We start from the raw sequence: 23,666 nt of genomic DNA, 5'->3' as shown, positions 1-23,666 counted from the left end.
GAAAGCGCTGACGTCCGCGCCGGGGAACCCCGTAGGGTGGCGGGACCGAGTGTTTTCCCCGACCAGGAGCCTGCCCGATGATTTCGCCGGACAATCCGTTCGCCGCACCCAGCGAGCTGCCCTACGCCCTGCCGCCCTTCGACCGGATCTCCGACGAGCACTACCGGCCCGCGTTCGAGGCCGGGCTGGCCGAACACGCGGCGGAGATCGAGCAGATCGCGGCGCAGGACGCCGAGCCGACGTTCGAGAACACGATCGTGGCCCTCGAGCGCGCCGGTGAGCTGCTGAGCCGCGTCGCGAGCGTGTTCTACAACCTGGCCGGCTCCAGCAGCACCGACGAGATCCAGGCCATCCAGGCCGAGTTCGCGCCGAAGCTGGCCGCCCACCACGACGCGGTCCACCTGGACCCGCAGCTGTTCGCCCGGATCGACGCCCTCCACGCGCGGCGCGGGGAGCTCGGCCTGGACGAAGAGTCCCTGCGGCTGCTGGAACGGCGGCACACCGACTTCAGCCGGGCCGGTGCCGGCCTCGGCGAGGCCGAACAGGGCCGCCTGCGCGAGCTCAACGAGCAGCTGTCCACCCTGCAGACCCGGTTCCAGCAGAACCTGCTCAAGGACACCAACGACCTGGCCGTCGTGCTCGCCGACCGCGCCGAGCTGGACGGCTTCGGCGAAGGCGCGATCGCCACCGCGGCCGAAGCGGCGTCGGCCCGGGGCGAGGACGGCAAGTACGTGCTCACGCTGAGCCTGCCGACCAGCCAGGCGTCGCCGCTGGAGACGCTGCGGAACCGCGACGTCCGTGAGCGCATCCACGCCGCGTCGATGGCGCGGGGCAACCGCGGCAACGCCTGCGACAACAACGCCGTGGTCGCCGAGATCGTGCGCCTGCGCGCGGAACGGGCCGCCCTGCTCGGCTACCCGAACCACGCCGCGTACGTCATCGCGGACGAGACGGCGAAGACGGCCGAAGCGGCCGCCGGGCTGCTGGAGCGGCTGGCACCCGCCGCGGTCGCGAACGCCCGCGCCGAAGCCGCGGAGCTGCAGCAGCTGCTGGAAGCGGACGTGCCGGGAGCGAAGCTGCGACCCTCGGACTGGCCGTTCTACGCCGCCCAGGTCCGCCGCGAGCGCTTCGACGTCGACACCGAGGCACTGCGCCCGTACTTCGAGGCCGACCGCGTGTACCTCGACGGTGTCTTCTTCGCCGCGACGAAGCTGTACGGCCTGACGTTCACCGAGCGCGACGACCTGCCGAAGTACCACCCGGAGGTCCGGACCTTCGAGGTCTTCGACGCCGACGGCACCCCGCTGGGCCTGTACCTGCTCGACCTGTACACCCGCGACGCCAAGCGCGGCGGCGCCTGGATGAACACCTTCGTCGACCAGTCCGAGCTGCTCGGCCGCAAAACGGTCGTGGTCAACGTGCTCAACGTGAACAAGCCGCCGGCGGGGGAGCCGACCCTGCTCACCTTCGACGAGGTCGTCACCGCCTTCCACGAGTTCGGCCACGCCCTCCACGCGCTCGTTTCGTCGGGCCGCTACCCGACGTTCTCCGGCACCAACGTGCCCCGCGACTTCGTCGAATACCCCTCGCAGGTCAACGAAATGTGGATGCTGTGGCCGGAAGTCCTGGCCCACTACGCGAAGCACCACGAGACGGGGGAGGCCCTGCCGCAGGAGCAGGTCGAGAAGCTGCTCGCCGCCCAGCAGTACGGCGAAGGGTTCTCCACCACGGAATACCTCGCGGCGTCCCTGCTCGACCAGGCCTGGCACGGCCTCGGCGTCGACGACCGGGTGGGGGAGGTGCAGCCGTTCGAGGCGGAGGCGCTCGTGAAGGCCGGCGTGGCCGTCGACGCGATCCCGCCCCGCTACCGCACGACGTACTTCGCCCACATCTTCAGCGGCGGCTACAGCGCCGGGTACTACTCCTACATCTGGAGCGAAGTCCTCGACGCCGACACCGTCCAGTGGTTCCGCGAGAACGGCGGCCTCACCCGCGAAAACGGCGACCACTTCCGCCGCACCCTGCTGGGCCGGGGCGGAAGCATCGACCCCATGGACGCCTTCCGCGCCTTCCGCGGCCGCGACCCCGAGATCGAACCCCTCCTGGCCCGCCGCGGCCTCGGCGGAGTCCGATCTTCAACTGTATAACGACCTATACGGCGGGGCTGGTTTTTAAAACAAGCCCCGCCGTAACACAAAAACAAAGCAGAGAAGCAGGTCAGGCCGTCTCGGCTCGCGCGCCCGCGACGATGTGGTCGACGAAACCGTAGGAGAGGGCTTCGTCGGCGTCGAACCAGCGGTCGCGGTCGGCGTCGGCGGTGATCCGCTCGACGGTCTGGCCGGTCTGCCTCGCCGTGATCTCCGCGATGCGGCGCTTCATCTTGCCGAACACCTCGGCTTGGATGGCGATGTCGGTGGCGGCGCCGCCGATTCCGGCCGACGGCTGGTGCATGACGATCCGCGTGTTGGGCAGGAGGTAGCGCTTCCCGGGGGTGCCGGAGGAGAGCAGGAACTGGCCCATGGAGGCGACGAACCCGAGGCCGTACGTGGCGACGTCGGGCTGGACGAGCTGCATGGTGTCGTAGATGGCCATGCCCGCGGTGACCGAGCCGCCGGGTGAGTTGATGTAGAAGGTGATGTCCTTCGCCGGGTCTTCGGCGGCGAGCAGGAGCATCTGGGCGACGATCCGGTTGGCCACTTCGTCGTTGACCTCGGTGCCGAGGAAGACGATGCGGTCGCGCAGGAGCTGGTGGTAGACCGTGTCGTCGGGTGACTGGGTGGGTGTCTGCATGTCGGGTACGGCGAGAAGGGTCATGGGCCTGACGGTAGGGCGCAAGATCAGGTTTCCGGGGCCGGTTTCGCTGTGAGCGTGTGGTGTTCGCCGGGCGCGAAAAGGGGCCGCCGTCCGCAGTGGACGGCGGCCCCTTCCGGTGCGTCGGGTGTCAGATGAGGCCGAGCTTCTGCACGGTGTCGCGCTCCTCGACGAGCTCCGCGACGGAGGCGTCGATGCGGGCGCGGGAGAAGTCGTCGATCTCCAGGCCCTGGACGATCTCGTACTTGCCGTTCTTCGCGGTGACCGGGAAGGACGAGATGAGGCCCTCGGGGACGCCGTAGGAGCCGTCGGAGGCGACCGCGGCGGAGGTCCAGTCGCCGGCCGGGGTGCCGTTGACCCAGGTGTGGACGTGGTCGATGGCGGCGGAGGCGGCCGAGGCGGCGGAGGAGAGGCCGCGGGCTTCGATGATCGCCGCGCCGCGCTTGGCGACGGTGGGGATGAAGTCGTTCTCGAGCCAGGCCTGGTCGACGGCGTCGGCGATGCTCTTGCCGCCGAATTCGGCGTGCTGGACCGAGGGGTACTGGGTGGCGGAGTGGTTGCCCCAGATGGCGACCTTCTTGAGCTCGGTCACCGGGACGCCGAGCTTCTTGGCGAGCTGGGCGAGGGCGCGGTTGTGGTCGAGGCGGGTCATCGCGGTGAAGCGCTCGGCCGGTACGTCGGGGGCGTGCGAGCGGGCGATGAGGGCGTTGGTGTTGGCGGGGTTGCCGACGACGAGGACCTTGATGTCGTCGGCGGCGCCGGCGTTGATGGCTTCGCCCTGGGGCTTGAAGATGCCGCCGTTGGCTTCGAGGAGGTCGCCGCGCTCCATGCCCTTGCTGCGGGGGCGGGCGCCGACGAGGAGGGCGATGTTGGTGCCTTCGAAGGCCTGCTTGGGGTCGTCGAAGATGTCGGTGCCGGCCAGGAGCGGGAATGCGCCGTCTTCGAGCTCCATTGCGGTGCCCTCGGCCGCCTTGACCGCCTGCGGGATCTCGAGGAGCCGCAGTTTCACCGGGACGTCCTGGCCGAGGAGCTGACCGGACGCGATGCGGAACAGCAGCGCGTAGCCGATCTGGCCGGCGGCGCCGGTGACGGTCACGTTGACAGGGGCTTGGGTCATTGCGGTTCTCCAGCTTGAGACGACTTTGGCTAGTGCAGTGGAGCCTATCCCTCCTGGGCGTCGCCGGTCGGGTGCGTCCAGTCACTGTTGTGAGGATCGCTTTTGGGGGGTCCGGGTGGCGAAGCCCCCGGCCCGGGGCCAAGCCCCGGTTGTCACAGCTCGCTTTCAGGTGTCGGTGACGTTGTGGGCGAGGCGGGTGAGCAGGTCGGCGAGCTGGGCGATCTCGGTGTCGGAGAAGCCTCGGCGCATGCGCTGGTCGTGGGCGATGGCGGCGGTGGCGAGGCGGTGGAAGAGCTTTTCGCCGTCGTCGGTGAGTTCGACGAGGTGGACGCGGCGGTTGGCGGGGTCGCGGCGGCGGGTGACGAGTCCGGCGGTTTCCATGCCGTTGAGGTGGTGGGTGAGGGTGGCGCCTTGGATGCCGACGGTGTCGGCGAGTTCGCGCTGGTTGGCGGTGGATGTGGTTTTGAGGGAGATGAGGATCTGCCAGATGGGCTGGGAGCCGCCGGCGGCGGCGAGGGCCTGGTCGAAGGCGCGGCCGGCGGTTTTGGCGGTGCGGGCGAGGACGACGCCGATGGGGGCGGTGGTGGGTGGTGGCACGGTCGGACCCTACCGCAGTTGCTGAGAGCCCTAAGCGTTTGACATCTAATGGTTAGACTTCTAACGTTGAGGCATCGAACGGAAGGGGAAGGCGATGAGCACCGAAGAGCAGGTCCGTGAGTTCGGCCGGGTGTGGGCCGCGGCGGAGGAACGCGGCGACACCGAGGTGTTGGCCGGCCTGGCCACCGACGGGTTCCGCCTGGTCGGACCACTGGGGTTCGTGCTGGACCGCGAGCAGTGGCTGGCGCGCTACGGCGACGGCGGGCTGGTCACCGAGAAGCTGGACTGGGCCGAGGTCGAGGTGCGCGACTTCGGTGGCGCCGCGATCGCGATCGGGCTGCACGAGCAGATCGCGACGCACCGGGGGGACCCGGTGAACGGCCGGTTCCGCGCCACGCACGTGCTGGTCCGCGAGGACGACCGCTGGCGGCTGGCCGGCATCCACCTGAGCCCGATCGGCGGCCTGCCGCCGTTCGCTTCCGGGGGGCCGCGGCGATGAGCGTCGAGCTGGAGCTGCTGACGAGGGGGTAGACCCCGGAACACGCGTGTCGACCCTTCCTGCACCGGGCGGCCGGGAGGAAGACGGTTCCGCGGCCGGACGTCGCGGGGGTGATCGTTGCCGGTGGCCGGGGTACCGGTGGCGCGAAATCGTTTTCCCTCCCCCTTTTTCCGCGTTCGCCGGAATGTGGGCGGTCGAAAATTGTCGAAACATGAGCAATGTCGCGTGGTGGGACGGCTACGCGGCGTTGCTCCGTTCAGCGGGGTTTGCTTCCATGATCCTTTCGCTACCATGGTCGACGCCCCCGTCCCCAATTCGCGTGTATTGGGAAGGATTCCGATGCTGTCTGCGGTCGTTGCTGCCGTAATGGCGCTGTCCTCTGTGGTCACCCCGCATGCGTGGAACACTCCTCCGCCACCCGACAAAATCGTCATCGACGTCGTGAACGCCATCGGCAGCGGCTGCCCGCTCGGCACGTCCGCGGTCGCTGTTTCGCAGGACAACACGGCGTTCACCGTGACCTACAGCGCTTATACGGCGTTGGTCGGGGTCGGTGCCGGGCCGCTGGACGCCCGGAAGAACTGCCAGATCGGCCTGCGGGTGCACGTACCACAGGGGTTCACCTACGGAATCGCGCAGGCGGACTACCGTGGATTCGCGCACTTGGAAAAGGGTTCCACGGGCCTGGAGAGAGCGAACTACTATTTCCAGGGCAATTCGCCGACGGCCTACATTCAGCACCCGCTGACGGGGCCTTTCGAGGACGACTGGCATTACACCGATTCGACGGAGGTGGGCGCGATCGCGTTCAAGCCGTGCGGTGAGGAACGCAACCTGAACATCAACACGGAATTGCGGGCCGCGGCCGGGACGTCGGATCCGAAGAAGACGACGAGCTACGTCACGATGGACTCGACCGACGGCAGCATCACCACGACGTACCACTTCGCGTGGCTGACCTGTCCGTGATCGGCTCCGGGTGACCGGAGGTGGAGAGGGGCGGCGCGGCGGGATGGCTGCGCCGCCCCGGCCGGTCACGGCTTCGCCGGGGCCCGGGGATCGGTGGCCTCGACGCCGAAGACGCGGCCGAGGGAGACGAGGGCCTCGTCGAGGTGGCTGAGGCTGGAGAGGACAGCGCGGGTCTCGGCCGCGTCGACGCGGTCGGAGACGGGGGTGCCGTCGTCGCGCACGAGCGTGCCGGGTGTGGGGCCACCCGGGGCGTCCAGTGCTTTGCGGAGCACGTCGATGTTGGCCAGCAGCCGCCCGGTGAACCGGCGGAGCCGGTCGGCGTCGGCGCCGATGAGCTGGCCCGGCTGGGCGCGGGCGGCGACGTGGCGGGCCCGGAAGGCGATGGTTTCCAGCGTGGTGAGCACGTGCCAGCCGTAGTCGCGGCGGGCGCTGCGGAGGTTCACCGGGTGGGTCAGCGGTTCGATGGTGGTGCGGACCTGTTCGACGCCGCGGTCGAGGTCGCGGGAGAGTTCGATGATGTTGACGTTCTCCTCGCCGGCGAGGAGGCCGCGGGTGTGTTCGAGGAACTCTTCGAGGTCGTCGAGCACCTCGCCGATGTCGTCGAGCATGACCGAGCGGGTGCGGACCGGGACGATGACGACCGCGGCGAGGATGCCGGCGGCGGCGCCGACGGCGGTTTCGGCGACCCGGATCCAGAGCACCTCGAGGCTGAACGTGCCGAGCAGGCTGTAGAGCAGGCCGAGCATGCTGGTGACGAAGAAGGCCATCACCACCTGGGAGATCCGGGCGGTGTAGACCATTCCGAACACGCACACGAGGATGAGGCCGAGCGTGGCCGGGGTGTTGCCGCCGACCAGCAGGGCGAGCAGGACACCGCCGACGATGCCGATCAGGGTGCCGCCGAGGCGGCGGACGCCCTTGACGAAGGTGGCGCCGGCGCTGGAGGCGCCGATGAACACGACGAACACCGTGAGGACGGCCCAGTACCAGCGCTGGTGGGAGACGAGTTCGCCGCCGAGCACGGCAAGGCCGCCGCCGACGACGGCCTGGATCGCGCTGCGGGTCCGGTTGTCGTAGGCGAACTTCGGCGTCGGCTCGGCGTCGTCGGGCTCGAGCGGGTCCGGCGTGGACTCCGGCGCGGCGGCGCGCTGGGCGCGGTCGTCGGCCAGTGCCAGTTCGGCCAGTGCCCTGCGGACGCCGTCGCCGGGAGCGGCGTGGGAGTCGATGCGGCTGCCTTCGACGAGCATGCGGCTGTATTCGCCGGTCTCGCTGATCAGCGGCAGCTCGCGCGGGTCGCGTTCCATGAGGGCGCGGAAGCGGGCGAGCCGGGCGATGAGGTCGTCGCGGACCTCGACGGTGAGCTCTTCGGAGCAGGTGCGCTGGACGGTGCTGGCCAGCCAGCCGACGGCGAGCTCGACTTCGATGGCGCGGCGGCGGAGCCGGTCGGCGGCGCGGGCGTCGACGACGTCGGGGGCGGCGTCCTCGATGAGCAGGACGCACTCGTGGAGCCGGCTGATGGCCGAGCGCAGCTGCTTGCGGGTGCGCTCGCTGCCGTTCACGGCGAGGTAAGCCTCGGTGGCGCGGACGACGGCACCGAGGCGGGCGCGGAAGGCGCGGCGCACGCGGAGGAACTCGGCTTCGGCGTTGTGTCGCAACAGGACGAACCGGACGACGGCGTTGGCGAGGACCCCGACGCCGAGGGCCATCAGCAGCTGCGGCACCTGCTTGACGTGCGCCTGCAGGAACATCGGGAAGAAGAACAGGAAGAAGGCGATCGAGCCGAGTGCGGTGCCGCGGGCGCCGAAGCGCTGGGCGTAGACGGCGACGAAGATCAGCAGGACGAACACGATGCTGTCGAGCGGCGCCAGGGCCGAGCCGAGGCTGGCGACGGTGATCGACGCGGCCCCGGTGAGGAAGGCCAGGACGAGGGTGACGGCCTGGCCGCCCGGGGTGGGGTCGTTGACGGTGAACGCGGTCATCATCGCGGCGATGGCGCCGACGAGCATGACGGTGAGCGGGACGTGCGCGGGCAGCAGTGCGGCCACGGCGAGGACGATGCCGAGCACGGCGGAGCCGGCCAGGCGCAGCCGGACCAGGCCGGGGTCGGCCGCCGCGAGCCGGTCGAGGGCGGCGGTGCGGAAGTGGTTCATCGGGCGAGCAGCTCCCACTGGGCGAGGGTGGCGCGGCGGCCACGGGTGGCGGTGATCCGCAACCGGTAGCGGGCGTGCGCGGCCGGGGTGGCGAGGACGAACGGGCGGGTCTGGCGGCGCCAGCGGAACAGCTCGCCGTCGCGTTCGTCGAGGGTGGTCCATGCGACGCCGTCGTCGGACCCTTCCAGCACCCACGCGCTCGCGTCGCCACGGCGGGCGCCGGAGGTCAGGGTGTACATCGTGACTTCGCGGGGTTCGCCGGTGACGGTGAACTCGATGGCCGGGGTGGCGCTGCGGAAGGTCACCTGGGTGCGGGTGGTGTCGTCGAACAGCGCGCCGACGCCGGTGCCGTCCGAGCTGGTCGCGGTGCCGGTCAGGTCGGTGACCGGGTGCGGGTGCTCGGCGGGGGGCGGCGGGGCGCCCCAGCCGGTGGGTTCGGTCGTCAGGTCGAAGACGAGTTCGGCGCCGCGGGCGAGGGTGGCGTGGGCGATCGAGGTGCTCTCGTGCGGTTCGCCGTCGACGGTGAGCCCGCGGACGTAGACGGTGTCGCCGGTGTTGCCGGGGGCGTGGACGACCAGTTTTCTGCCGCCGCCCAGGTGCACGGTCGCCTTTTCGAACAGCGGTGAGCCGATGGCGTAGTGCGGGCTGCCGACGGCCAGCGGGTAGAAACCGAGGGCGCTGAAGACGTACCAGGCGGACATCTCGCCGTTGTCCTCGTCGCCGGGGTAGCCCTGGCCGATTTCGCTGCCGAGGTAGAGCCGCCGCAGCACCTCCCGCACGACGGCTTGCGTCTTCGCGGGTGCGCCGGCGAGGTGGTAGACGTAGGGGATGTGGTGGGACGGCTGGTTGGAGTGGCCGTACTGGCCCATGCGGACGTCGCGGGCCTCGGTCATCTCGTGGATCAGGCCGCCGTACGCGCCGGGGCGGCGGCCGGTTTCCGGGGTGGCGAAGAAGGTGTCGAGCTTGGCTTCGAGGCCGGCGGTGCCGCCGTGGAGGGCGGCGAGGCCGGGGCCGTCGTGGGGTGCGGTGAAGGCGGTGTTCCAGGCGTTGGTCTCGACGAAGTCGCCGCCCCAGGCGGCGGGGTCGTAGCCCTCGGGCGCGAACTTGCGGCGGCCGTCGCGGTGGCGGCCCTGGAAGAAGCCGATCTTCGGGTCGAAGTGGTGGACGTAGTGCTTCGCGCGCTCGCGGAAGTAGGCGGCGTAGTCGGCGTACATCCGGGCTCGTGGCCCGTCGCTTTCGCGGGAGAGGGCTTCGGAGAGGTTGGCCAGGCCGAAGTCGTTGAGGCAGCCTTCCAGTGCCCAGGACAGTCCTTCGTGGACCGATACCGGGGTGTAGTGGAGGAAGATCGACTCTTCGAGGCCCTTGCGGCCGACCGCGCGGCGCGGCGGGGTGACGGTGGCGTTCTTCAGCCCGGCGTCGAAGGCGGCCTCGACGTCGAACTCGCGGACGCCCTTGAGGTAGGCGTCGGCGAAGGCGACGTCCGAGCTGGTGCCGGTCATCAGGTCCGCGTAGCCGGGTGAGGACCAGCGGGAGATCCAGCCGCCTTCGCGGTACTGCTGGACGAAGCCGTCGATCATCCGGCCGCAGCGTTGCGGGGTGAGCAGCGCGTAGGCGGGCCAGGTGGTGCGGTAGGTGTCCCAGAAGCCGTTGTTGACGTACAGCTCGCCGTCGACGACTTTCGCGCCGGTGCGCCGCCCGGTGCTCGGCCACCACCGGCGCGTGACCGGGCTGGCGTGGCGGATGCCGTCCGGCGTGTTCTCGTGCGCCACGTTCGGGTACAGGAACAGCCGGTAGAGGTTCGAGTACAGCGTCGTGCGCTGGTCTTCGGTGGCGCCTTCGACCTCGACGCGGCCGAGCTCCTCCTGCCACAGCCCGCGTGCCTGCGCCCGCACCTGCTCGAACGTCGTCCCGGCCGGGATCTCCAGCTCCAGGTTGCGCTTGGCCTGGGCGAGGCTGATCAGCGACGTCGCGATCCGCAGCGTGACCTCAGGACCGTCGAACTCGAAGTAGCCCGAGACCCGCCGCCACGGCGGGAAGCGGACCTTGGCGCCGCGGGTGGCCGGGGCGTCGGTCACCGCGTAGACGAACATCCGGCGCGCCCCGGCCGACAGCCGGCTGCGGACCCGGGTGTACCCGGTGATCACGCCGGTGTCGGGGTTCAGGCGGACGCGGCCGCGGTTGCGGACGTTGTCGAACAGCAGCCAGCCGTGCTTGTCGGGGAAGGTGAACCGCATGATCGCCGCGTGCGACGTGGGCGCGAGGTCGGCGGTCATCCCGTTGGCGAACCGGACGCCGTAGTGGTGCGGCGAGTCGGTTTCGTCGGCGTGGGAGAAGGCCAGGGCGCGCTTGCGGCGGTCGGGCTCGACCGGGCCGGTGCCGGGCATGACGTGGAAGGTGTGCCGGTCGCCCATCCACGGGCTGGGCTGGTGGGACAGCGCGAACGCCTGCAGCGCGGGACGGTTCCGGTCGTCGTTGTGGCGGTGGTAGGAGTAGAGCCAGTTGGTCACACCGGCGTCGGTGACCGGGGTCCAGAAGTTGAACCCGTGCGGCACGGCGGTGGCCGGGATGTTGTTGCCCCGGGAGAAGTCGCTACTGGAGTGCGTGCCGCGGGTCGTGCGGACGCAGTCGATCGCGTCGCGCGGCGGCTCGGGGCGTTCGGCGATCCGGACGTCGTCCAGCCAGCCGGTGATCTCTCCGGGCGCGTCGGTGCGCAGCACGATCCGGCTGATCCGGCGCCCGGCGAAGGCGCCCAGCGGGCGGCGGACGAGGTTCCACTGGTCCACCCACAGCGTCTTGTCGTCTTCCGGGGCGAACCCGGCGGAGGTGCCGTCGGCGAACTCGATGTCGAGGCTGACGCGGGTGGCGTGGTAGGCGGGGATGTCGCCGTCGGCCACCGGGAAGACCACATAGGACAGCTCGGTGCGCCCGGTCACGGGTGCGTCGAGTTCGAACAGGACGGCGCGGGGCCGGGCGGTGTAGCGCAGGGCGTGCGTGCCGGTGAAGCCGACGCCGGTCTTGGCCGTGGGAGAGCGGTCCGGGCCGCTGCCGACGTGCAGGCCGGGGTCCACCGGCTGCGGGTCACCGGTTTCGAAGGAAGAGAAGAACACGGCGTCGGACATGCGCCCACCGTAACCGCCGCCGAACGGCGCAGCGTGTTGAACGCTGCTGCCCGCACCGGTGCGGGCAGCAGCGTCCTTTCTAGACGACGGCGGTTCCCTCCAGCTCGACCAGCTGGCCCGGGATCGCCAGCCGGCTCACCCCGAGCATCGTGGTGGCCGGGGCCACCCCGGCCGCGCCCAGCCGCGCGGCCAGCACGCCGTAGTGCGGGAACAGCCGGTCGACGTCGGTGGTGTAGACGTTGAGCCGGACGAGGTTCGCCAAGGACATGCCGGCCTCGGCGAGCACGGCCTCCAGGTTGTCCAGGCTCAACGCGAGCTGGGCGGCGATGTCCCCCTCGTGCTGGGGCTTGCCCTCGGCGTCCATCGACGTCTGTCCGGAGCAGTACAGGGTGCGGGTCTGCCCCGAGACGACCTCCCCCTGGTTGAAGCCCAGCTCCAGTGACCACGTCACCGGGTTGACCGCCGTTCGTTCCAGTGCCACATCAGCTCCGTTCGTTGCGATTGCTGCACGGAGGAGCTTTCCGGCGAATCACGACATCCTCTGTCGGGTATTCGCTACGGTCTCGAGGTGCGTGCCGACCGGCTGGTCTCCCTGGTGCTGCTGCTCCGGCAGCGCGGCCGGTCGACCGCGGAGGCGCTGGCCCGCGAGCTGGAGGTGTCCACCCGCACGGTGCTGCGCGACATCGACGCGTTGTCGGCGGCGGGTGTCCCCGTCTACGCCGAACGCGGCCGCCACGGCGGGTTCGCGCTGCTGCCCGGCTTCCGGACCGAGCTCACCGGGCTGAACCACGACGAAGCCCTCGCCCTGCTGACCACCGGGCGCGCTTTCGGCCTCGGCCCGGCGCTGGCCTCGGCCATGCGCAAGGTGGCCGACGCCCTGCCCGCGACCCACCTGGCCACCGCCGGGCGGTTTCTCGTCGAGCCGGAGACCGACCTGCTCTCCCGCCACTCAGCTGCCGAGGAGGTGGACCGCCCGACGATGGTCGAGGTCCGCCGCGCGGTCCTCGATGGTCGCCGGCTGCGCCTCCACTACGCGGCCACGGGCCAGGAGCCGCAGTGGCGCACGGTGGACCCGCTCGGCCTGGTCACCGTGCGCGACCGCGGGTACCTGCTGGCCACGAGGGCGGGCGCGGACCGGACGTACCGGCTGTCGCGGATCCTGGCCGCCGAATCGCTCGGCGAACCGGCCCAGCGGCCGGACGAGGTCGACCTGGACCGCATCTGGCGCCAACGCTGCGCCGCCTTCCTGGCCGACGGTCACCTCGCGGTGCAGGTCCGGGTCCGCCCGGCCCGCCGAGAAGACCTGCTGGGCACGGCGGTGGCGGTCCGCGCGGAGGAATTCGAGGCCGACGGCTGGCTGCGGTTGGAGGTCACCTACCAGGACGCGTGGCACGCGGAGTGGGCGCTGTGGCAGCTGGGCACGGACGCCGAAGCGATGGCTCCGCAGTCGCTGCGCACGGCCTTGCGCGAGCGAGCGGCGGCGATCGCCGCGCGCTACGGGGATGACCAACCCCGGAAACGGTGAAGGCCACCCCGGGAACCCCGGGATGGCCTTCACCGCACTACCGCGGACCTACATCTTCGTGCACTGTCCGACGGCCGGGCCGCGGACCGTGTTCGGCAGGTCGTGGTCCGTCGGCGCCGGGGTGTTCACCGCGCAGGCCAGCGGGCCGGCGATGGTGCTCGAGGTGAGCACCGGCCCGTGGTTGCCGGTCAGCGCCACCGGGCCGCCGATGTCGGTCAGCTCGATCGACACCGTCCCGGTCGCTCCGGTGATCGCCACCGGGCCGCCCACCTTGGTCCGGTTGAGTACGACCTGGCCGGCGCCGGTCGCCGCGAGCGGGCCCTTGATCTGGCCGCCGCGGACGATCAGCGAAGCGCCGCCGGACACGGTGACCGGGCCGGACACCGTCGCGTCCTGCAGGCAGACCGTGCCCGAATTGATCGACAGCGGACCGGAAGACGGACCGGTGATCGTCTTCGTGCAGGCGGCGTCCGGCTTGCCCAGCAGCTCGAACTCGGCCAGCTGCGCCGGGGCGCCGGTGCTGGTCGCGGTCACTTCGAGCCGGTAGTAGGCGTAGTGCGCCGGGTCGGCCACCTTGAACGCGCGGGTCTGCTGCCGCCAGCTGAACGCCTGGTCCGTCTGCCGGTCGGCCACGGCCCAGGTCTTGCCGTCGTAGGAGCCCTTCAGCACCCAGCTCTTCGGATCGCCCGCACCGGTCTGGGACGTCAGCGTGTAGTTCGTGACGGCTTCGTCGGTGTTGTTGAGCTGGTACTGCACGGCGCCGGTGACGGCGGCCTGGGTGCGCGAGGTGTTGTCCACCAGCGCGCCCGCGTTCGAGCCGTCCGAAGTGGACAGCGTGCCCCTGCCGGGGCCGGTCTCGTCGTGCAGCGGCGCCGGGGCGGCGTCACCCTTGGTGATCGACGTCGGCGCGTCGTTCGGGCCGGTGCCCCAGGACGAGGGGTTCGGGCCCATGTCGAAGTCGATCTTCCCGCCGCGCGCGATCAGCTCGTGCGGCAGCGACGTCGAGGAGTACGCCTTGCCGTTGACCTTCACGCCCTGGACGTAGACGTTTTTCGCGCTGTTCTTCGGCGCGTTGATCACCAGGTCCTTGCCGCCGGCCAGGTGGATGGTGGCCTTCTTGAACAGCGGCGACCCGATCGCGTAGTTCGGGCTGCCCATCTGCAGCGGGTAGAAGCCCAGCGCGCTGAACGTCCACCACGCCGACTGCTCGCCGTTGTCCTCGTCACCGGCGTAGCCCTGGCCGATTTCACTGCCGGTGTAGAGCCGGGAGAGCGCCTCGCGGACCTTCTCCTGCGTCTTGGCCGGCTGGCCCGCGTAGTCGTACATGTAGAGCGTGTGGTGCGAGGCCTGGTTGGAGTGGCCGAGCTGGCCCATCCGGACGTCGCGGGCCTCCCGCATCTCGTGGATCACCCCGCCGTAGGAGCCCGGGAAGTTCGCGGTCTCCTGGTCGGCGAAGAACGCGTCCAGCTTCTTCGCCAGCCCCGCCTTGCCGCCGTAGAGGTTCGCCAGGCCCTGACCGTCCTGCGGCACGGAGAACGCCATGCCCCAGCCGTTGGTCTCGGTGTAGTCGATGCCCCACACCCGCGGGTCGTAGTCCTGCGGCGACCGGCTGAACTTGCCCGCCGCGTCGCGGCCCTGGAAGAACCCGACAGCCGGGTCGAACAGGTTGACGTACTGCTGCGCGCGGCTGGTGAAGTACTCGTAGTTGGACAGGTACTCCTGCTTGCGCGGATCGCTCGCCGGGGCCTCGTCGTAGAGCTTCTTCGACAGGTTCGCGATGCCGAAGTCGTTGACGTAGCCCTCGATCGACCACGAGAACCCGTGGTCGGCGGTGTTCGGCGCGTAGCCGAGGAACATGCCCTCGTCGACGCCCTTGCGGCCGACCGCGTTGTTCGGCGGGGTCACCGTCGCATCCTTCAGCGCCGCGTCGTAGAACGACTTGACGTCGAAGTTCTTCACGCCCTTGAGGTAGGCGTCGGCGAACGCGACGTCGGCGCTGGTGCCGGTCATCAGGTCGGCGTAGCCCGGCGAGGACCACCGCGAGATCCAGCCGCCGTCGCGGTACTGCTGCACGAACCCGTCGACCATCTTCCCGGCCATGTCCGGCGTGAGCAGCGAGTACGCCGGCCAGGTGGTGCGGTAGGTGTCCCAGAACCCGTTGTTGACGTAGGTCTGGCCGTCGACGATCTTCGACCCCGTCTGCGTCGGGGTGTCCGCACCGGCCTTCGGCGAGACGAAGCTCGCGTACCGGTAGACCGGCTTCTCGGGCGTGCCGGTGTTCTCGAACCCGGAGTTCGGGTAGAGGAACAGCCGGTACAGGTTCGAGTACAGCGTCGTGAGCTGGTCCTTCGACGCGCCCTCGACCTCGATCACCTTCAGCTGGTCGTCCCAGATCCGCTGGGCGGCGTCGCGGACGGTGTCGAAGGTCGCGGTCGGCGCGATCTCCTGCGCCAGGTTCTTCCTCGCCTGCTCGACGCTGAGCAGCGACGTCGCGATCCGCATGGTCACCGTCTTGTCGGCGCCGGCGGCGAACCGCAGGTAACCGGTGACGTTGTCGCGACCTTGCCCGGTGAGCTTCCCGCCCGCGGTGACCGGCTTGTCGAAGGTGGCGTAGACGAACATCCGCCCCGCACCGGCCGACAGACCGCTCTTGGCGTCGGTGAAGCCCGACAACGTGCCCGTCGCCGGGTCGAGCGTCAGCCCGCCGGAGTTGTTCACGTTGTCGAAGATCAGGCTGGAGTCCGCGCCCGGGAAGCCGAACCGCATGACCGCGGCGTGGTCGGTCGGGGCGATTTCGGTCTTGATCCCGTTTTGGAACTGGACACCGTAGTAGTGCGCCCGCGCCGTTTCGTCGCTGTGCTTGAACGCCAGCGCCCGCTTGTCGCGTGCGGCGTCCGGTACCCCGGCCGCCGCGGACGGCATCACCTGGAAGCTCTGCCGGTCACCCATCCACGGGCTCGGCTCGTGGCTGACGCTGAACGCCTGCAGGGCCGGGAGGTTGTCGGCGTTGTTCTGGGTGCTGTAGTTGTACAGCCAGCTGTCCGACCCGGCGTCGGTCACCGGCGTCCAGAAGTTGAACCCGTGCGGCACCGCGGTGGCCGGGAAGTTGTTGCCCCGGGAGAAGGTGCTGTTGGCCATCGTGCCGCGCGTGGTGAGCACGTTGTCGGTCGGGCGCGTGCTGGCCGGCGGGGTCGGCGTGGCCGAGATCTTCACGTCGTCGAGCCAGCCCTGCAACGAGCCGGGGCCGTCCGGGTTGTCGAAGCCGACCAGGATCCGGTCGATCGTCTTGCCCTTGGCGACCGTGCCGATCGCCGAGCGCACCAGGTTCCACTGGTTGGTGTAGAGCACCTTCGAAGCGCCCTGGCCCTCCGGCGTCAGCGGGAAGCCGTACTGGTCGGTGGCGCCCAGGTCGCGCAGCCGGGTGCCGTCGGTGAAGACCAGGTCGATGGCGACGTTCGTGCTCTGGTACTTCAGGTCACCGGTGATGAACTGCGGCTGCACCTTGTACGACAGCTCGGTCGAGGGCACGACCGGGACGTTCACGTCGAAGACCTTGTTGTAGGACCAGCCGTGCCCGGCCGCGGTCTGGCTGCCCGAGTAGCGGAACGCCTTGAGCCCGGTGAAGCCGACGCGGTTCTTGTTCGTGTACCCGCTGGTCGGGCCGGCGTCGGTGAAGCTGCGCATGTTCGGCAGGGGCGGCGGCGCCGGCTCGTCGTTGGCCAGCAGCAGCTCCGACAGCTGCAGGATGGGCCCGCCGTTGTTGCGGGTGATGTCCAGCCGGAAGAACTTGTACGGCGCGCTCGGCGCGGCCAGCTGGTAGTCCTTCTGCTGGAACCGGGCGGTGAACGCCTGGTCGGCCTGCTTGTCCAGGTCGGTCCAGGCCAGGGCGTCGTTGGAGCCCTGCAGCGTCCAGTCCCTCGGGTCGCGGTTGTCGAAGTCGTTGGCCGAGGAGATCGCGTAGTGCGTGATCGAGGTGGCTTCCGACAGCGTGACCTGCGCCGACGCCGTCGGGTCCCAGGAGAGCCACTTCGTGTCCGTGGTGCCGTCGAAGAGGTTCGACACCACCTCGCCGCCGCTGGTGTTCTCGCTGCTCGCGCTGGTCTCGGTCACCTTGCCGCGGATGTCGCCGGGGATGGCGGTGCCGTTCGCGCCGTTGATGCCGGACGCGCGCGGCTTGCCGGCGGCATCGGTGTCGACCGTGTCGGTCCACGTCGGCTGGACGTCACCCGCCTCGAAGGAGGACGAGAAGTCGGGGGGAAGGGCGTCTTCGGCGGCGGACGAGGCCGCGGGGAGGGCGACCAGGCCGGCGGCGACCACGGCGGCGGTCACCAGGAAAGCGACCGGCGGTCTGGCGCTTCGGGGCATCGTTGCTCCAAGCTCGGGAGTGGCGGATTCAGCAGCGCCGCGCAGGCGGGGACCGGCGGCGCCAACGAAGGGAAACGCGCGGGTGACATCGATGTCAAGACCGCCCGGCAAACCTGGCCAAAAACAGACAACGCGGAAAACGGGGGCCCGATGAGACCAGTCAAGATCTTCACCGCCATCGCCGCACTCACGCTCGTCACCACCACGTTCACCCCGTCGGCCGCCACCGCCGCGACCGGCTCCACCGTCCGGCCGGTGACCGCCTGCGCCGACCTGGTCCGCGGCTTCGCCCTCCCGGGCGCCGCCACCCACGTCACTTCGGCGGCCGTCGTCGCCGCGACCGCCACCGACCCCGAATACTGCGGCGTCGAGGGCTACGTCGAACCCGCCGTGCACTTCGACCTGCGGCTGCCCACCAAGACCTACGCCGGGCGCTACCTGCAGTACGGCTGCGGCGGCTTCTGCGGCACCATCACCCCGCCGGAATTCGCCGACTGCGGCCTGCCGCACGGCGCCGACGTCGCGGTCGCCGCCACCGACGACGGGCACATCGGCAGCACCCCGTTCGTCGTCGACGACGGCAGCTGGGGCGCGAACGACCAGGCCGCCCGCGACGACTTCGCCTTCCGCGCACCCCACGTCGTCTCCCGCGCCTCGAAGACGATCATCCAGGCCTTCTACGGCGCCCCGCCGCGCAAGTCCTACTTCACCGGCTGCTCCGACGGCGGCCGCGAAGGCCTCCTGCTGGCCCAGCGGTACCCGGCGGACTTCGACGGCATCGTCGCCGGCGCGCCCGCGGGCTACTGGGACCCGCTCGTCGGGGTGTACCAGACCTGGCTCGCGCGGGCGAACACCGCCGCCGACGGCCGGCCGATCCTCACGGCCGCGAAGCTGCCCGCCCTCCACGACGCCGTCGTCGCCGCCTGCGACCGCCTCGACGGGCTCGCCGACGGCCAGCTCGACGATCCGCGCGCCTGCCGCTTCGACCCGGCGACGCTGGCCTGCACCGGCCCCGACACCCCGGCGTGCCTCACCCCGGCGCAGGTCACCGCGGTCCGCAAGCTGTACTCGCCGCCCGTCGACGAACACGGCAAGCTGCTCTACCCCGGCGGCCAGCAGCCGGGATCCGAACTGGCGTGGGCGGGCTGGATCATCGGCGTGCCCGAGACCGGCGGAGCCGCCTTCGCCCGCAATCTAGGCGACAACTACCTCCGCTACCTCGCCTACCCGATCGGCGCGCCCACCTCCACCGTCGACACGTTCGCCTTCACCAGGCGGGAATTCGACCGGCTCACCCCGGAAGGGGCCCGCTCCAACGCGATGAGCCTCGACCTCACGGCGTTCCAGCGGCGCGGCGGCAAGCTCGTGCTCTGGCACGGCTGGGCCGACCAGGCCATCCCGCCGACCGGGACGCTCGACTACTACCAGCGGCTCACCCACGGCCGTCCGCAGGATTGGGCGCGGCTGTTCATGGTCCCGTCGCTCTACCACTGCGGCGGCGGCACGACGCTCACCGAGTTCGACCCGTTGCGCGAGCTGGTCAGCTGGGTCGAACGCGGCACCGCGCCCACCCGGGTGACGGCGACCGGCCGGGACACCGCCGGGAACGTCACCCGCACCCGGCCGGTGTTCGCCTACCCGCAGCGGGCGGTCTACGACGGCACCGGCAGCGTCGACGACGCGGCCAACTTCCGTCCCGCCCCGCCCGCCGCCCCGACCCGCGACGTCGTCCACTGGGCAGGGGAGCAGCTGTACCGCATCCCCGGGCCGGTCGCGCCGTAAAACCGGTCACCCGGGTCCGGCGTCGTCGCTAAGGTCACGATCATGACGACGCCGGACCCCGCCGACCGCGTACTCGCCCGAGCCTCCCTCGCCGAGGGCAACCCCACCGGGTGGTTCGAGCAGCTCTACACCGCCGCCTCCCGCGGCGAGGCCGACTTGCCCTGGGCCCGCAACGTGCCGAACCCGGAACTGGCCGGCTGGCTGCGCCCCGGCGAGGGCCGCCGCGCCTTGGTCGTCGGCAGCGCACTCGGCGACGACGCCGAACACCTGGCCTCCGCCGGCTGGGCGGTGACGGCGTTCGACGTCGCGCCGACCGCGATCGAGGCCGCCCGCACCCGGTTCCCGGAGTCACGGGTGGACTACGTGGTCGCGGACCTGCTGAACCCGCCGGGTGCCTGGCACCAGGCGTTCGACCTGGTCGTGGAGATCATGAACATCCAGGCGATGCCCCGGGAGTTCCGGCCCGCGGCGGTGGCGTCCCTGGCCGGGTTCCTCGCCCCGGGCGGCACGGCGCTGGTCTGCGAGGTGGCGGAGGAGAGCACGGACGTCGAGACGTGGGTGGGCCCGCCGTGGCCGTTCAGCCGCGCCGAGATCGAATCGGTCGCCCAGGGCGGCGTCCGGCTGGTGAGCCTGCAGACCATTCGCGCGGGCGCCCGCTACTGGGCCACCTTCACCCGTTAGCCCGGTGACGGCCGGGCGTGGTCCCGACGACGGTCGTGAACGCCGCGATGAAGTGGCTGGGGTTGGACCAGCCGCAGGCGTGGGCGACGTGGGTGGTGTCGTGGCCGTCGGCCAGCAGGACCAGCGCGTGGTGGATGCGCAGCTGGGTGCGCCACTCGTAGAACGTCATGCCGAGTTCGTCGCGGAACAGGCGGCTGAGCGTGCGGGCGCCGGCTCCGACCGCCGGCCCCAGCCGCGCGAGGGTGGTGTTGTCCCCGGGCTTTTCGTACAGCACCCGCGCCAGGGCCCGCAGCCGGTCGTCGCGGGGCTCCGGCAGCTGCAACGGCTGCTCGGGCGCTTCCCGCAGTTCGTCGACCAGGACCCGGCGGAGGCGAGCGCTCGCGGCGCGGTCGTACTCACGCGGCCCGGTGAGGGCGAGCAGCACCTCGCGGGCCAGGTCCGAGGCGGTGAACACCGCGGGACGGCCGGGGACGAGCCGGGCCAGGGAAGCCGGCAGGAAGACGATCCGCATGTCGGTGTCCCCGTGCGCGCGGTGCCGGTGACCGAACCCGGCCGGAGTCCACGCGACCCGGTTGGCCGGCACGATCGACGTGCCCCGCCCGGTGTGCACCGACAGCACGCCCCGCGCCGCGTACACCAGGTGCCCGCGGGAATGCGAGTGCACCGGGCTCGTCCCGCCCGACGGCCACGAGTGCACCCCGCCGGACGGCCAGAGCCGCACCACGGACGGATGGCGGCCGATGGGCATGGCTTGGCATTCTACCGGTGGCCGGCCACCGCTCCCGCCGGTGACAGTGGGACGCATGAAGACGATGCGAGCGGCGGTCTGTGTCCGGGCGGGCGGCCCGGAAGTGCTGGAACTGCGGGAGCTGCCGGTCCCGGCGGTCCGGCCGGGCTGGAGCCTGGTGCGGGTGCGGGGCGCCGGCCTGAACCGGTCGGAGCTGAGGACCCGGCAGGGCCATTCCCCGGCCGTGACGTTCCCGCGGGTGCTCGGGATCGAATGCGTGGGCACCGTGGCTGTCTCGACCGACCCGCGGATCCCGGACGGGACGACCGTCGCGGCGGTGATGGGGGAGATGGGCCGGGAGTTCGACGGCGGCTATGCGGAGTACGCGTTGCTGCCGAACTCGCTGCTGATGCCGGTCACCACCACCCTGTCCTGGGAAACCCTGGCCGCGCTGCCCGAGACGTACTTGACCGCGCAGGGCGCGCTGGACGCGCTGGGGATCCGGCCGGGTGAGCGGTTGCTGATCCGCGGCGGCACCTCCTCGGTGGGACTGGCGGCCGCGTCGATCGCGGCCGGCCACGGGCTCGAGGTCGCCGCCACGACCCGCCGGCCGGACAAGGCCGGCGCACTGACCGCGGCCGGAGCCGCCCACGTGCTCATCGACGACGGCGGACCACTGGCGGCGCTCTGGCCCGAAGGCCCCGACCACGTCCTCGACCTCGTCGGCGCGACCACGGCCACGGACTCCCTGCGCCTGGTCCGCCGGGGCGGCACGGTGTGCGTGGCCGGCTCGCTCAGCGGCTGGCTCATCCCGGACTTCGAACCGATCGCGAAGATCCCGTCCGGCACCAAGCTGACCGCCTTCCACAGCAACGACCGCACCGGCAGCACGGCCCTGCTGCAGCGGATCGTCGACGAAGTCGAGGCCGGCACCCATCGCCCCCACCTCGACCAGGTCTTCGACCTGGACGACATCGCCGCGGCGCACCGGTACATGGAAGAGAACCGGGCCGCCGGGAAGCTCGTCGTGCTGCCCTGATCAGCAGCTCTCGAGGAACCGGGACAGCACCCGGGTGCCGAAGTGCAGGCCCTCCACCGGCACCCGCTCGTCCACCCCGTGCGCCATCGCCCGGTACGGGAACCCCTTCGGCAGCCACAACGGCGCGAACCCGTAGCAGTCGATCCCCAGCTGCGCGAACGCCTTCGCGTCCGTCCCACCGCCCAGGCAGTACGGCACCACGACGGCTTCCGGGTCCTCCGCCCGCAACGCCGCGGCCATCGCGTCGAACCACGGGGAATCCACCGGCGCCTGCACCGGCGGCTGGCGCGCGACGAACTCGCGCGTCACGCCCTCGCCGAGCAGCTCGTCCAGCGCGGCGAACAACGGCTCCTCGGTCCCCGGCAGCACCCGCACGTCGATCTGCGCCGTCGCCGTCGAGGGGATCACGTTCACCTTGTAGCCCGCCTCGAGCATCGTCGGGGTGGTGCTGTTGCGGATCGTCGGGACCACCAGCGCACCCGCCGGGCCGAGCGCGGCCACCACAGCGTCCACAGTGTCCCTTTCGGACAGATCCACGGGGACACCCAGCGCCGCACCGGTCCGCTCCAGGAACGCCCGCACTGCCGGCGTCAGCGACACCGGCCAGCGGTGCGCGGCGATCCGGTGCAACGCATCCACCAGCCGGGTGACGGCGTTCTCGTCGTTCGGGCGCGACCCGTGCCCCGCCCGGCCCCGCGCGGTCAGGCGCAGGTGCGCCGTCCCGCGCTCGGCCGTCCCGACCGGGTACAGGTGCACGTCCCGGCCGTCGGCGGCGGGCACGTGGTAGGTGTAGCCGCCGGACTCGCTGATCGCCGCCGCGCAGCCCTCGAACAGCTCCGGGTGCTCGGCGACCAGCCAGTGCGCGCCCCAGTCCCCGCGGTCCTCCTCGTCGGCGACGAACGCCAGCACCAGCTCGCGCCGCGGCCGCACACCGCCGGCGAGGGCGGCGAGCACCATCGCCACGAAGTCCTTCATGTCGGTCGCGCCGCGGCCCCACAGGTACCCGTCGCGCACCTCGCCGGCGAACGGCGGCACCGACCAGTCCGCGCCGTCCGCCGGAACGACGTCCAGGTGCCCCTGCACCAGCAGCGCCGGCAGTGACGGGTCGGTGCCGGGCACGCGGGCGATCACGCTGGCCCGCCCCGGCGCGGCTTCGAGGATCCTGGACCGGATGCCGAGCCCGTCGAGGAACGCGGCGACGTACTCCGCGGCCGGCCGCTCGCCTTCGGCGTCGTTCCCCCCGCGGTTGGTCGTGTCGAACCGGATGAGGTCCGCGCACAGCTCGACGACGTCAGCCATAGATGCCCTGCACCGCCCCCGCCGCGATCGCCGTGACGACCTTGAACGCCTTCATCGCCTCGGTCATGTTCACCGCGTCGAAGCCGACCCGCCGCGTCCCGATCTGCTCCACCGTCGGGATCACCGCCGTCGCCTGGGCCAGGTGGCTCGCATCGAACTCCACCTCGATCCGGTGCCCGCCGACCCGGCGTTCCTCCCGGCCCGCGCGCGCCATCGCGTCGGCCGCCGCGCCGGTCAGCAGCTCCGCCGTGCGCGACGGCGGCAGGCAGATCGCCGCGTACCGGCTCACGCACTCCTTCACCTGGACGAGCTCCGCCTCCGGTGCGTAATCACGCGCGTCGTCACACGTTTTGTCGTCACCCGAAACGAGCAGGACAGGCACGCCGTACTCCGCGGCCACGCCCGCGTTCAGCCGCCCCTCGCTCGCCGGGACGTCGTCCAGCCACACCCCGGTGATCTGGTTCTCCAGGTACGTGTGGGAAAGCACCCCGTCGAAGCCCGCGCCGGCGTGGTAGCCGAGGAACACCACACCATCCACCCCGGAATCGATGCCCTGCATCATCGACAGCGGCTTGTGCCGCCCGGTGAGCATCCGCGCCCGCGGATCGAGGTCCTCCAGCAGCAGGTTCCGCTGCGACGAATGCGCCTCGTTGACCAGCACGTCCGTGGCCCCGGCCGCGAACAGCCCGGCCAGCACGGCGTTGACGTCGCCGGTGAACAGCCGCCGGAAGCGGTCCCACTGCGGCGAACCGGGCACGACGTCGTCGGTCCAGGTGACGCCGGTGGCGCCCTCCATGTCCGCCGAGATCATGATGCGCATGCCGGGCACTCTAACCAGGGCGCCCCGGCCCCGGGCACGGAAGCTCCGATTACCCTCGGTCACGAAATCCGATCGATAACGATCGGACACCTGCCGAGGCGGCAACATATTGCGCGGTTGTCCCGGTATGTGGTTACTTCTCGTCCTTGGGGAGGTTCACAGCGAA

The 23,666-nt window shown here is 71.1% G+C and carries 17 protein-coding genes; 7 read left to right on the top strand and 10 right to left on the bottom strand.

The features are described 5' to 3' along the window. Positions 1–77: 77 nt before the first annotated feature. Positions 78–2,147 (top strand): M3 family metallopeptidase, encoded by a 2,070-nt coding sequence (locus AB0M80_RS21740; protein ID WP_364567564.1) that lies wholly within the window; start codon positions 78–80, stop codon positions 2,145–2,147. A gap of 70 nt (positions 2,148–2,217) precedes the next feature. Here the strand turns inward: AB0M80_RS21740 and AB0M80_RS21735 are convergent, their stop codons facing one another. The 3 genes from AB0M80_RS21735 to AB0M80_RS21725 form a co-directional block, all read right to left on the bottom strand. Next, positions 2,218–2,814 carry an ATP-dependent Clp protease proteolytic subunit gene (locus AB0M80_RS21735; RefSeq protein ID WP_364567561.1) on the bottom strand — a complete coding sequence of 199 codons (597 nt, stop codon included), beginning with the start codon at positions 2,812–2,814 and terminating at the stop codon, positions 2,218–2,220. A 127-nt stretch (positions 2,815–2,941) separates the two neighbouring features. Further along, positions 2,942–3,928 (bottom strand): malate dehydrogenase, encoded by a 987-nt coding sequence (locus AB0M80_RS21730; protein WP_364567558.1) that lies wholly within the window; start codon positions 3,926–3,928, stop codon positions 2,942–2,944. A 165-nt stretch (positions 3,929–4,093) separates the two neighbouring features. After that, positions 4,094–4,525 (bottom strand): MarR family winged helix-turn-helix transcriptional regulator, encoded by a 432-nt coding sequence (locus AB0M80_RS21725; RefSeq protein WP_364567555.1) that lies wholly within the window; start codon positions 4,523–4,525, stop codon positions 4,094–4,096. Positions 4,526–4,619: 94 nt separating this feature from the next. Here AB0M80_RS21725 and AB0M80_RS21720 point away from each other — a divergent pair, with 94 nt between their 5' ends. Further along, positions 4,620–5,024, top strand: coding sequence for a nuclear transport factor 2 family protein (locus AB0M80_RS21720; RefSeq protein ID WP_364567552.1), 405 nt, complete (start codon positions 4,620–4,622; stop codon positions 5,022–5,024). A 339-nt stretch (positions 5,025–5,363) separates the two neighbouring features. Next, complete coding sequence (locus AB0M80_RS21715) at positions 5,364–5,993, top strand: DUF4360 domain-containing protein (RefSeq protein WP_364567549.1); 630 nt, start codon at positions 5,364–5,366, stop codon at positions 5,991–5,993. 65 nt (positions 5,994–6,058) lie between these two features. Here AB0M80_RS21715 and AB0M80_RS21710 read toward each other — a convergent pair whose 3' ends face one another. The 3 genes from AB0M80_RS21710 to AB0M80_RS21700 form a co-directional block, all read right to left on the bottom strand. Beyond that, positions 6,059–8,143, bottom strand: a complete 2,085-nt coding sequence (locus AB0M80_RS21710) for an FUSC family protein (RefSeq protein WP_364567546.1) — start codon at positions 8,141–8,143, stop codon at positions 6,059–6,061. Continuing rightward, positions 8,140–11,262 carry a GH92 family glycosyl hydrolase gene (locus tag AB0M80_RS21705; RefSeq protein ID WP_364567542.1) on the bottom strand — a complete coding sequence of 1,041 codons (3,123 nt, stop codon included), beginning with the start codon at positions 11,260–11,262 and terminating at the stop codon, positions 8,140–8,142. Before AB0M80_RS21705 ends, AB0M80_RS21710 begins: the two co-directional genes overlap by 4 nt. 79 nt (positions 11,263–11,341) lie before the next feature. After that, positions 11,342–11,737 carry a RidA family protein gene (locus tag AB0M80_RS21700; RefSeq protein WP_364567646.1) on the bottom strand — a complete coding sequence of 132 codons (396 nt, stop codon included), beginning with the start codon at positions 11,735–11,737 and terminating at the stop codon, positions 11,342–11,344. A gap of 93 nt (positions 11,738–11,830) precedes the next feature. Between AB0M80_RS21700 and AB0M80_RS21695 the strand changes: the two genes are divergently transcribed. Continuing rightward, complete coding sequence (locus AB0M80_RS21695; RefSeq protein WP_364567539.1) at positions 11,831–12,787, top strand: WYL domain-containing protein; 957 nt, start codon at positions 11,831–11,833, stop codon at positions 12,785–12,787. Between the two features lie 48 nt (positions 12,788–12,835). Here the strand turns inward: AB0M80_RS21695 and AB0M80_RS21690 are convergent, their stop codons facing one another. Then, positions 12,836–17,152 (bottom strand): GH92 family glycosyl hydrolase, encoded by a 4,317-nt coding sequence (locus tag AB0M80_RS21690; protein ID WP_364567537.1) that lies wholly within the window; start codon positions 17,150–17,152, stop codon positions 12,836–12,838. Between the two features lie 150 nt (positions 17,153–17,302). On the opposite strand from AB0M80_RS21690, the gene AB0M80_RS21685 reads away from it, so the two are divergent. Further along, the gene (locus tag AB0M80_RS21685) at positions 17,303–18,934 is read left to right on the top strand and encodes a tannase/feruloyl esterase family alpha/beta hydrolase (protein WP_364567535.1); all 1,632 of its coding nucleotides are present in this window, start codon (positions 17,303–17,305) and stop codon (positions 18,932–18,934) included. Positions 18,935–18,976: 42 nt separating this feature from the next. Further along, the gene (locus tag AB0M80_RS21680) at positions 18,977–19,615 is read left to right on the top strand and encodes a class I SAM-dependent methyltransferase (protein ID WP_364567533.1); all 639 of its coding nucleotides are present in this window, start codon (positions 18,977–18,979) and stop codon (positions 19,613–19,615) included. Here the strand turns inward: AB0M80_RS21680 and AB0M80_RS21675 are convergent. Then, positions 19,605–20,363 carry a helix-turn-helix transcriptional regulator gene (locus AB0M80_RS21675; protein WP_364567530.1) on the bottom strand — a complete coding sequence of 253 codons (759 nt, stop codon included), beginning with the start codon at positions 20,361–20,363 and terminating at the stop codon, positions 19,605–19,607. The two genes, AB0M80_RS21680 and AB0M80_RS21675, sit on opposite strands and share 11 nt — an antisense overlap. A 55-nt stretch (positions 20,364–20,418) precedes the next feature. On the opposite strand from AB0M80_RS21675, the gene AB0M80_RS21670 reads away from it, so the two are divergent. Next, positions 20,419–21,381, top strand: coding sequence for a zinc-binding dehydrogenase (locus AB0M80_RS21670; protein ID WP_364567527.1), 963 nt, complete (start codon positions 20,419–20,421; stop codon positions 21,379–21,381). On the opposite strand, the gene AB0M80_RS21665 is transcribed toward AB0M80_RS21670, so the two are convergent. Further along, positions 21,382–22,680: a M20/M25/M40 family metallo-hydrolase gene (locus AB0M80_RS21665; RefSeq protein WP_364567524.1), complete on the bottom strand. Its 1,299-nt coding sequence runs from the start codon at positions 22,678–22,680 to the stop codon at positions 21,382–21,384. Beyond that, positions 22,673–23,500 carry a M55 family metallopeptidase gene (locus AB0M80_RS21660; RefSeq protein WP_364567521.1) on the bottom strand — a complete coding sequence of 276 codons (828 nt, stop codon included), beginning with the start codon at positions 23,498–23,500 and terminating at the stop codon, positions 22,673–22,675. The genes AB0M80_RS21665 and AB0M80_RS21660 overlap by 8 nt, the downstream gene beginning before the upstream one ends. Positions 23,501–23,666 lie beyond the last annotated feature (166 nt).

The organism is Amycolatopsis sp. NPDC051045 (genome assembly GCF_040682955.1).
Classification (GTDB): domain Bacteria; phylum Actinomycetota; class Actinomycetes; order Mycobacteriales; family Pseudonocardiaceae; genus Amycolatopsis.
Note: the sequence above shows the minus strand (reverse complement) of the source record. Positions and strands in the feature narration are given on the sequence as shown.

Coding starts and splice junctions, on each gene's coding strand:
- AB0M80_RS21710 (WP_364567546.1), bottom strand. CDS start 8,143: ATGAACCACTTCCGCACCGCCGCCCTCGACCGGCTCGCGGCGGCCGAC.
- AB0M80_RS21665 (WP_364567524.1), bottom strand. CDS start 22,680: ATGGCTGACGTCGTCGAGCTGTGCGCGGACCTCATCCGGTTCGACACG.
- AB0M80_RS21715 (WP_364567549.1), top strand. CDS start 5,364: ATGCTGTCTGCGGTCGTTGCTGCCGTAATGGCGCTGTCCTCTGTGGTC.
- AB0M80_RS21680 (WP_364567533.1), top strand. CDS start 18,977: ATGACGACGCCGGACCCCGCCGACCGCGTACTCGCCCGAGCCTCCCTC.
- AB0M80_RS21685 (WP_364567535.1), top strand. CDS start 17,303: ATGAGACCAGTCAAGATCTTCACCGCCATCGCCGCACTCACGCTCGTC.
- AB0M80_RS21660 (WP_364567521.1), bottom strand. CDS start 23,500: ATGCGCATCATGATCTCGGCGGACATGGAGGGCGCCACCGGCGTCACC.
- AB0M80_RS21740 (WP_364567564.1), top strand. CDS start 78: ATGATTTCGCCGGACAATCCGTTCGCCGCACCCAGCGAGCTGCCCTAC.
- AB0M80_RS21720 (WP_364567552.1), top strand. CDS start 4,620: ATGAGCACCGAAGAGCAGGTCCGTGAGTTCGGCCGGGTGTGGGCCGCG.
- AB0M80_RS21705 (WP_364567542.1), bottom strand. CDS start 11,262: ATGTCCGACGCCGTGTTCTTCTCTTCCTTCGAAACCGGTGACCCGCAG.
- AB0M80_RS21675 (WP_364567530.1), bottom strand. CDS start 20,363: ATGCCCATCGGCCGCCATCCGTCCGTGGTGCGGCTCTGGCCGTCCGGC.
- AB0M80_RS21730 (WP_364567558.1), bottom strand. CDS start 3,928: ATGACCCAAGCCCCTGTCAACGTGACCGTCACCGGCGCCGCCGGCCAG.
- AB0M80_RS21690 (WP_364567537.1), bottom strand. CDS start 17,152: ATGCCCCGAAGCGCCAGACCGCCGGTCGCTTTCCTGGTGACCGCCGCC.
- AB0M80_RS21735 (WP_364567561.1), bottom strand. CDS start 2,814: ATGACCCTTCTCGCCGTACCCGACATGCAGACACCCACCCAGTCACCC.
- AB0M80_RS21670 (WP_364567527.1), top strand. CDS start 20,419: ATGAAGACGATGCGAGCGGCGGTCTGTGTCCGGGCGGGCGGCCCGGAA.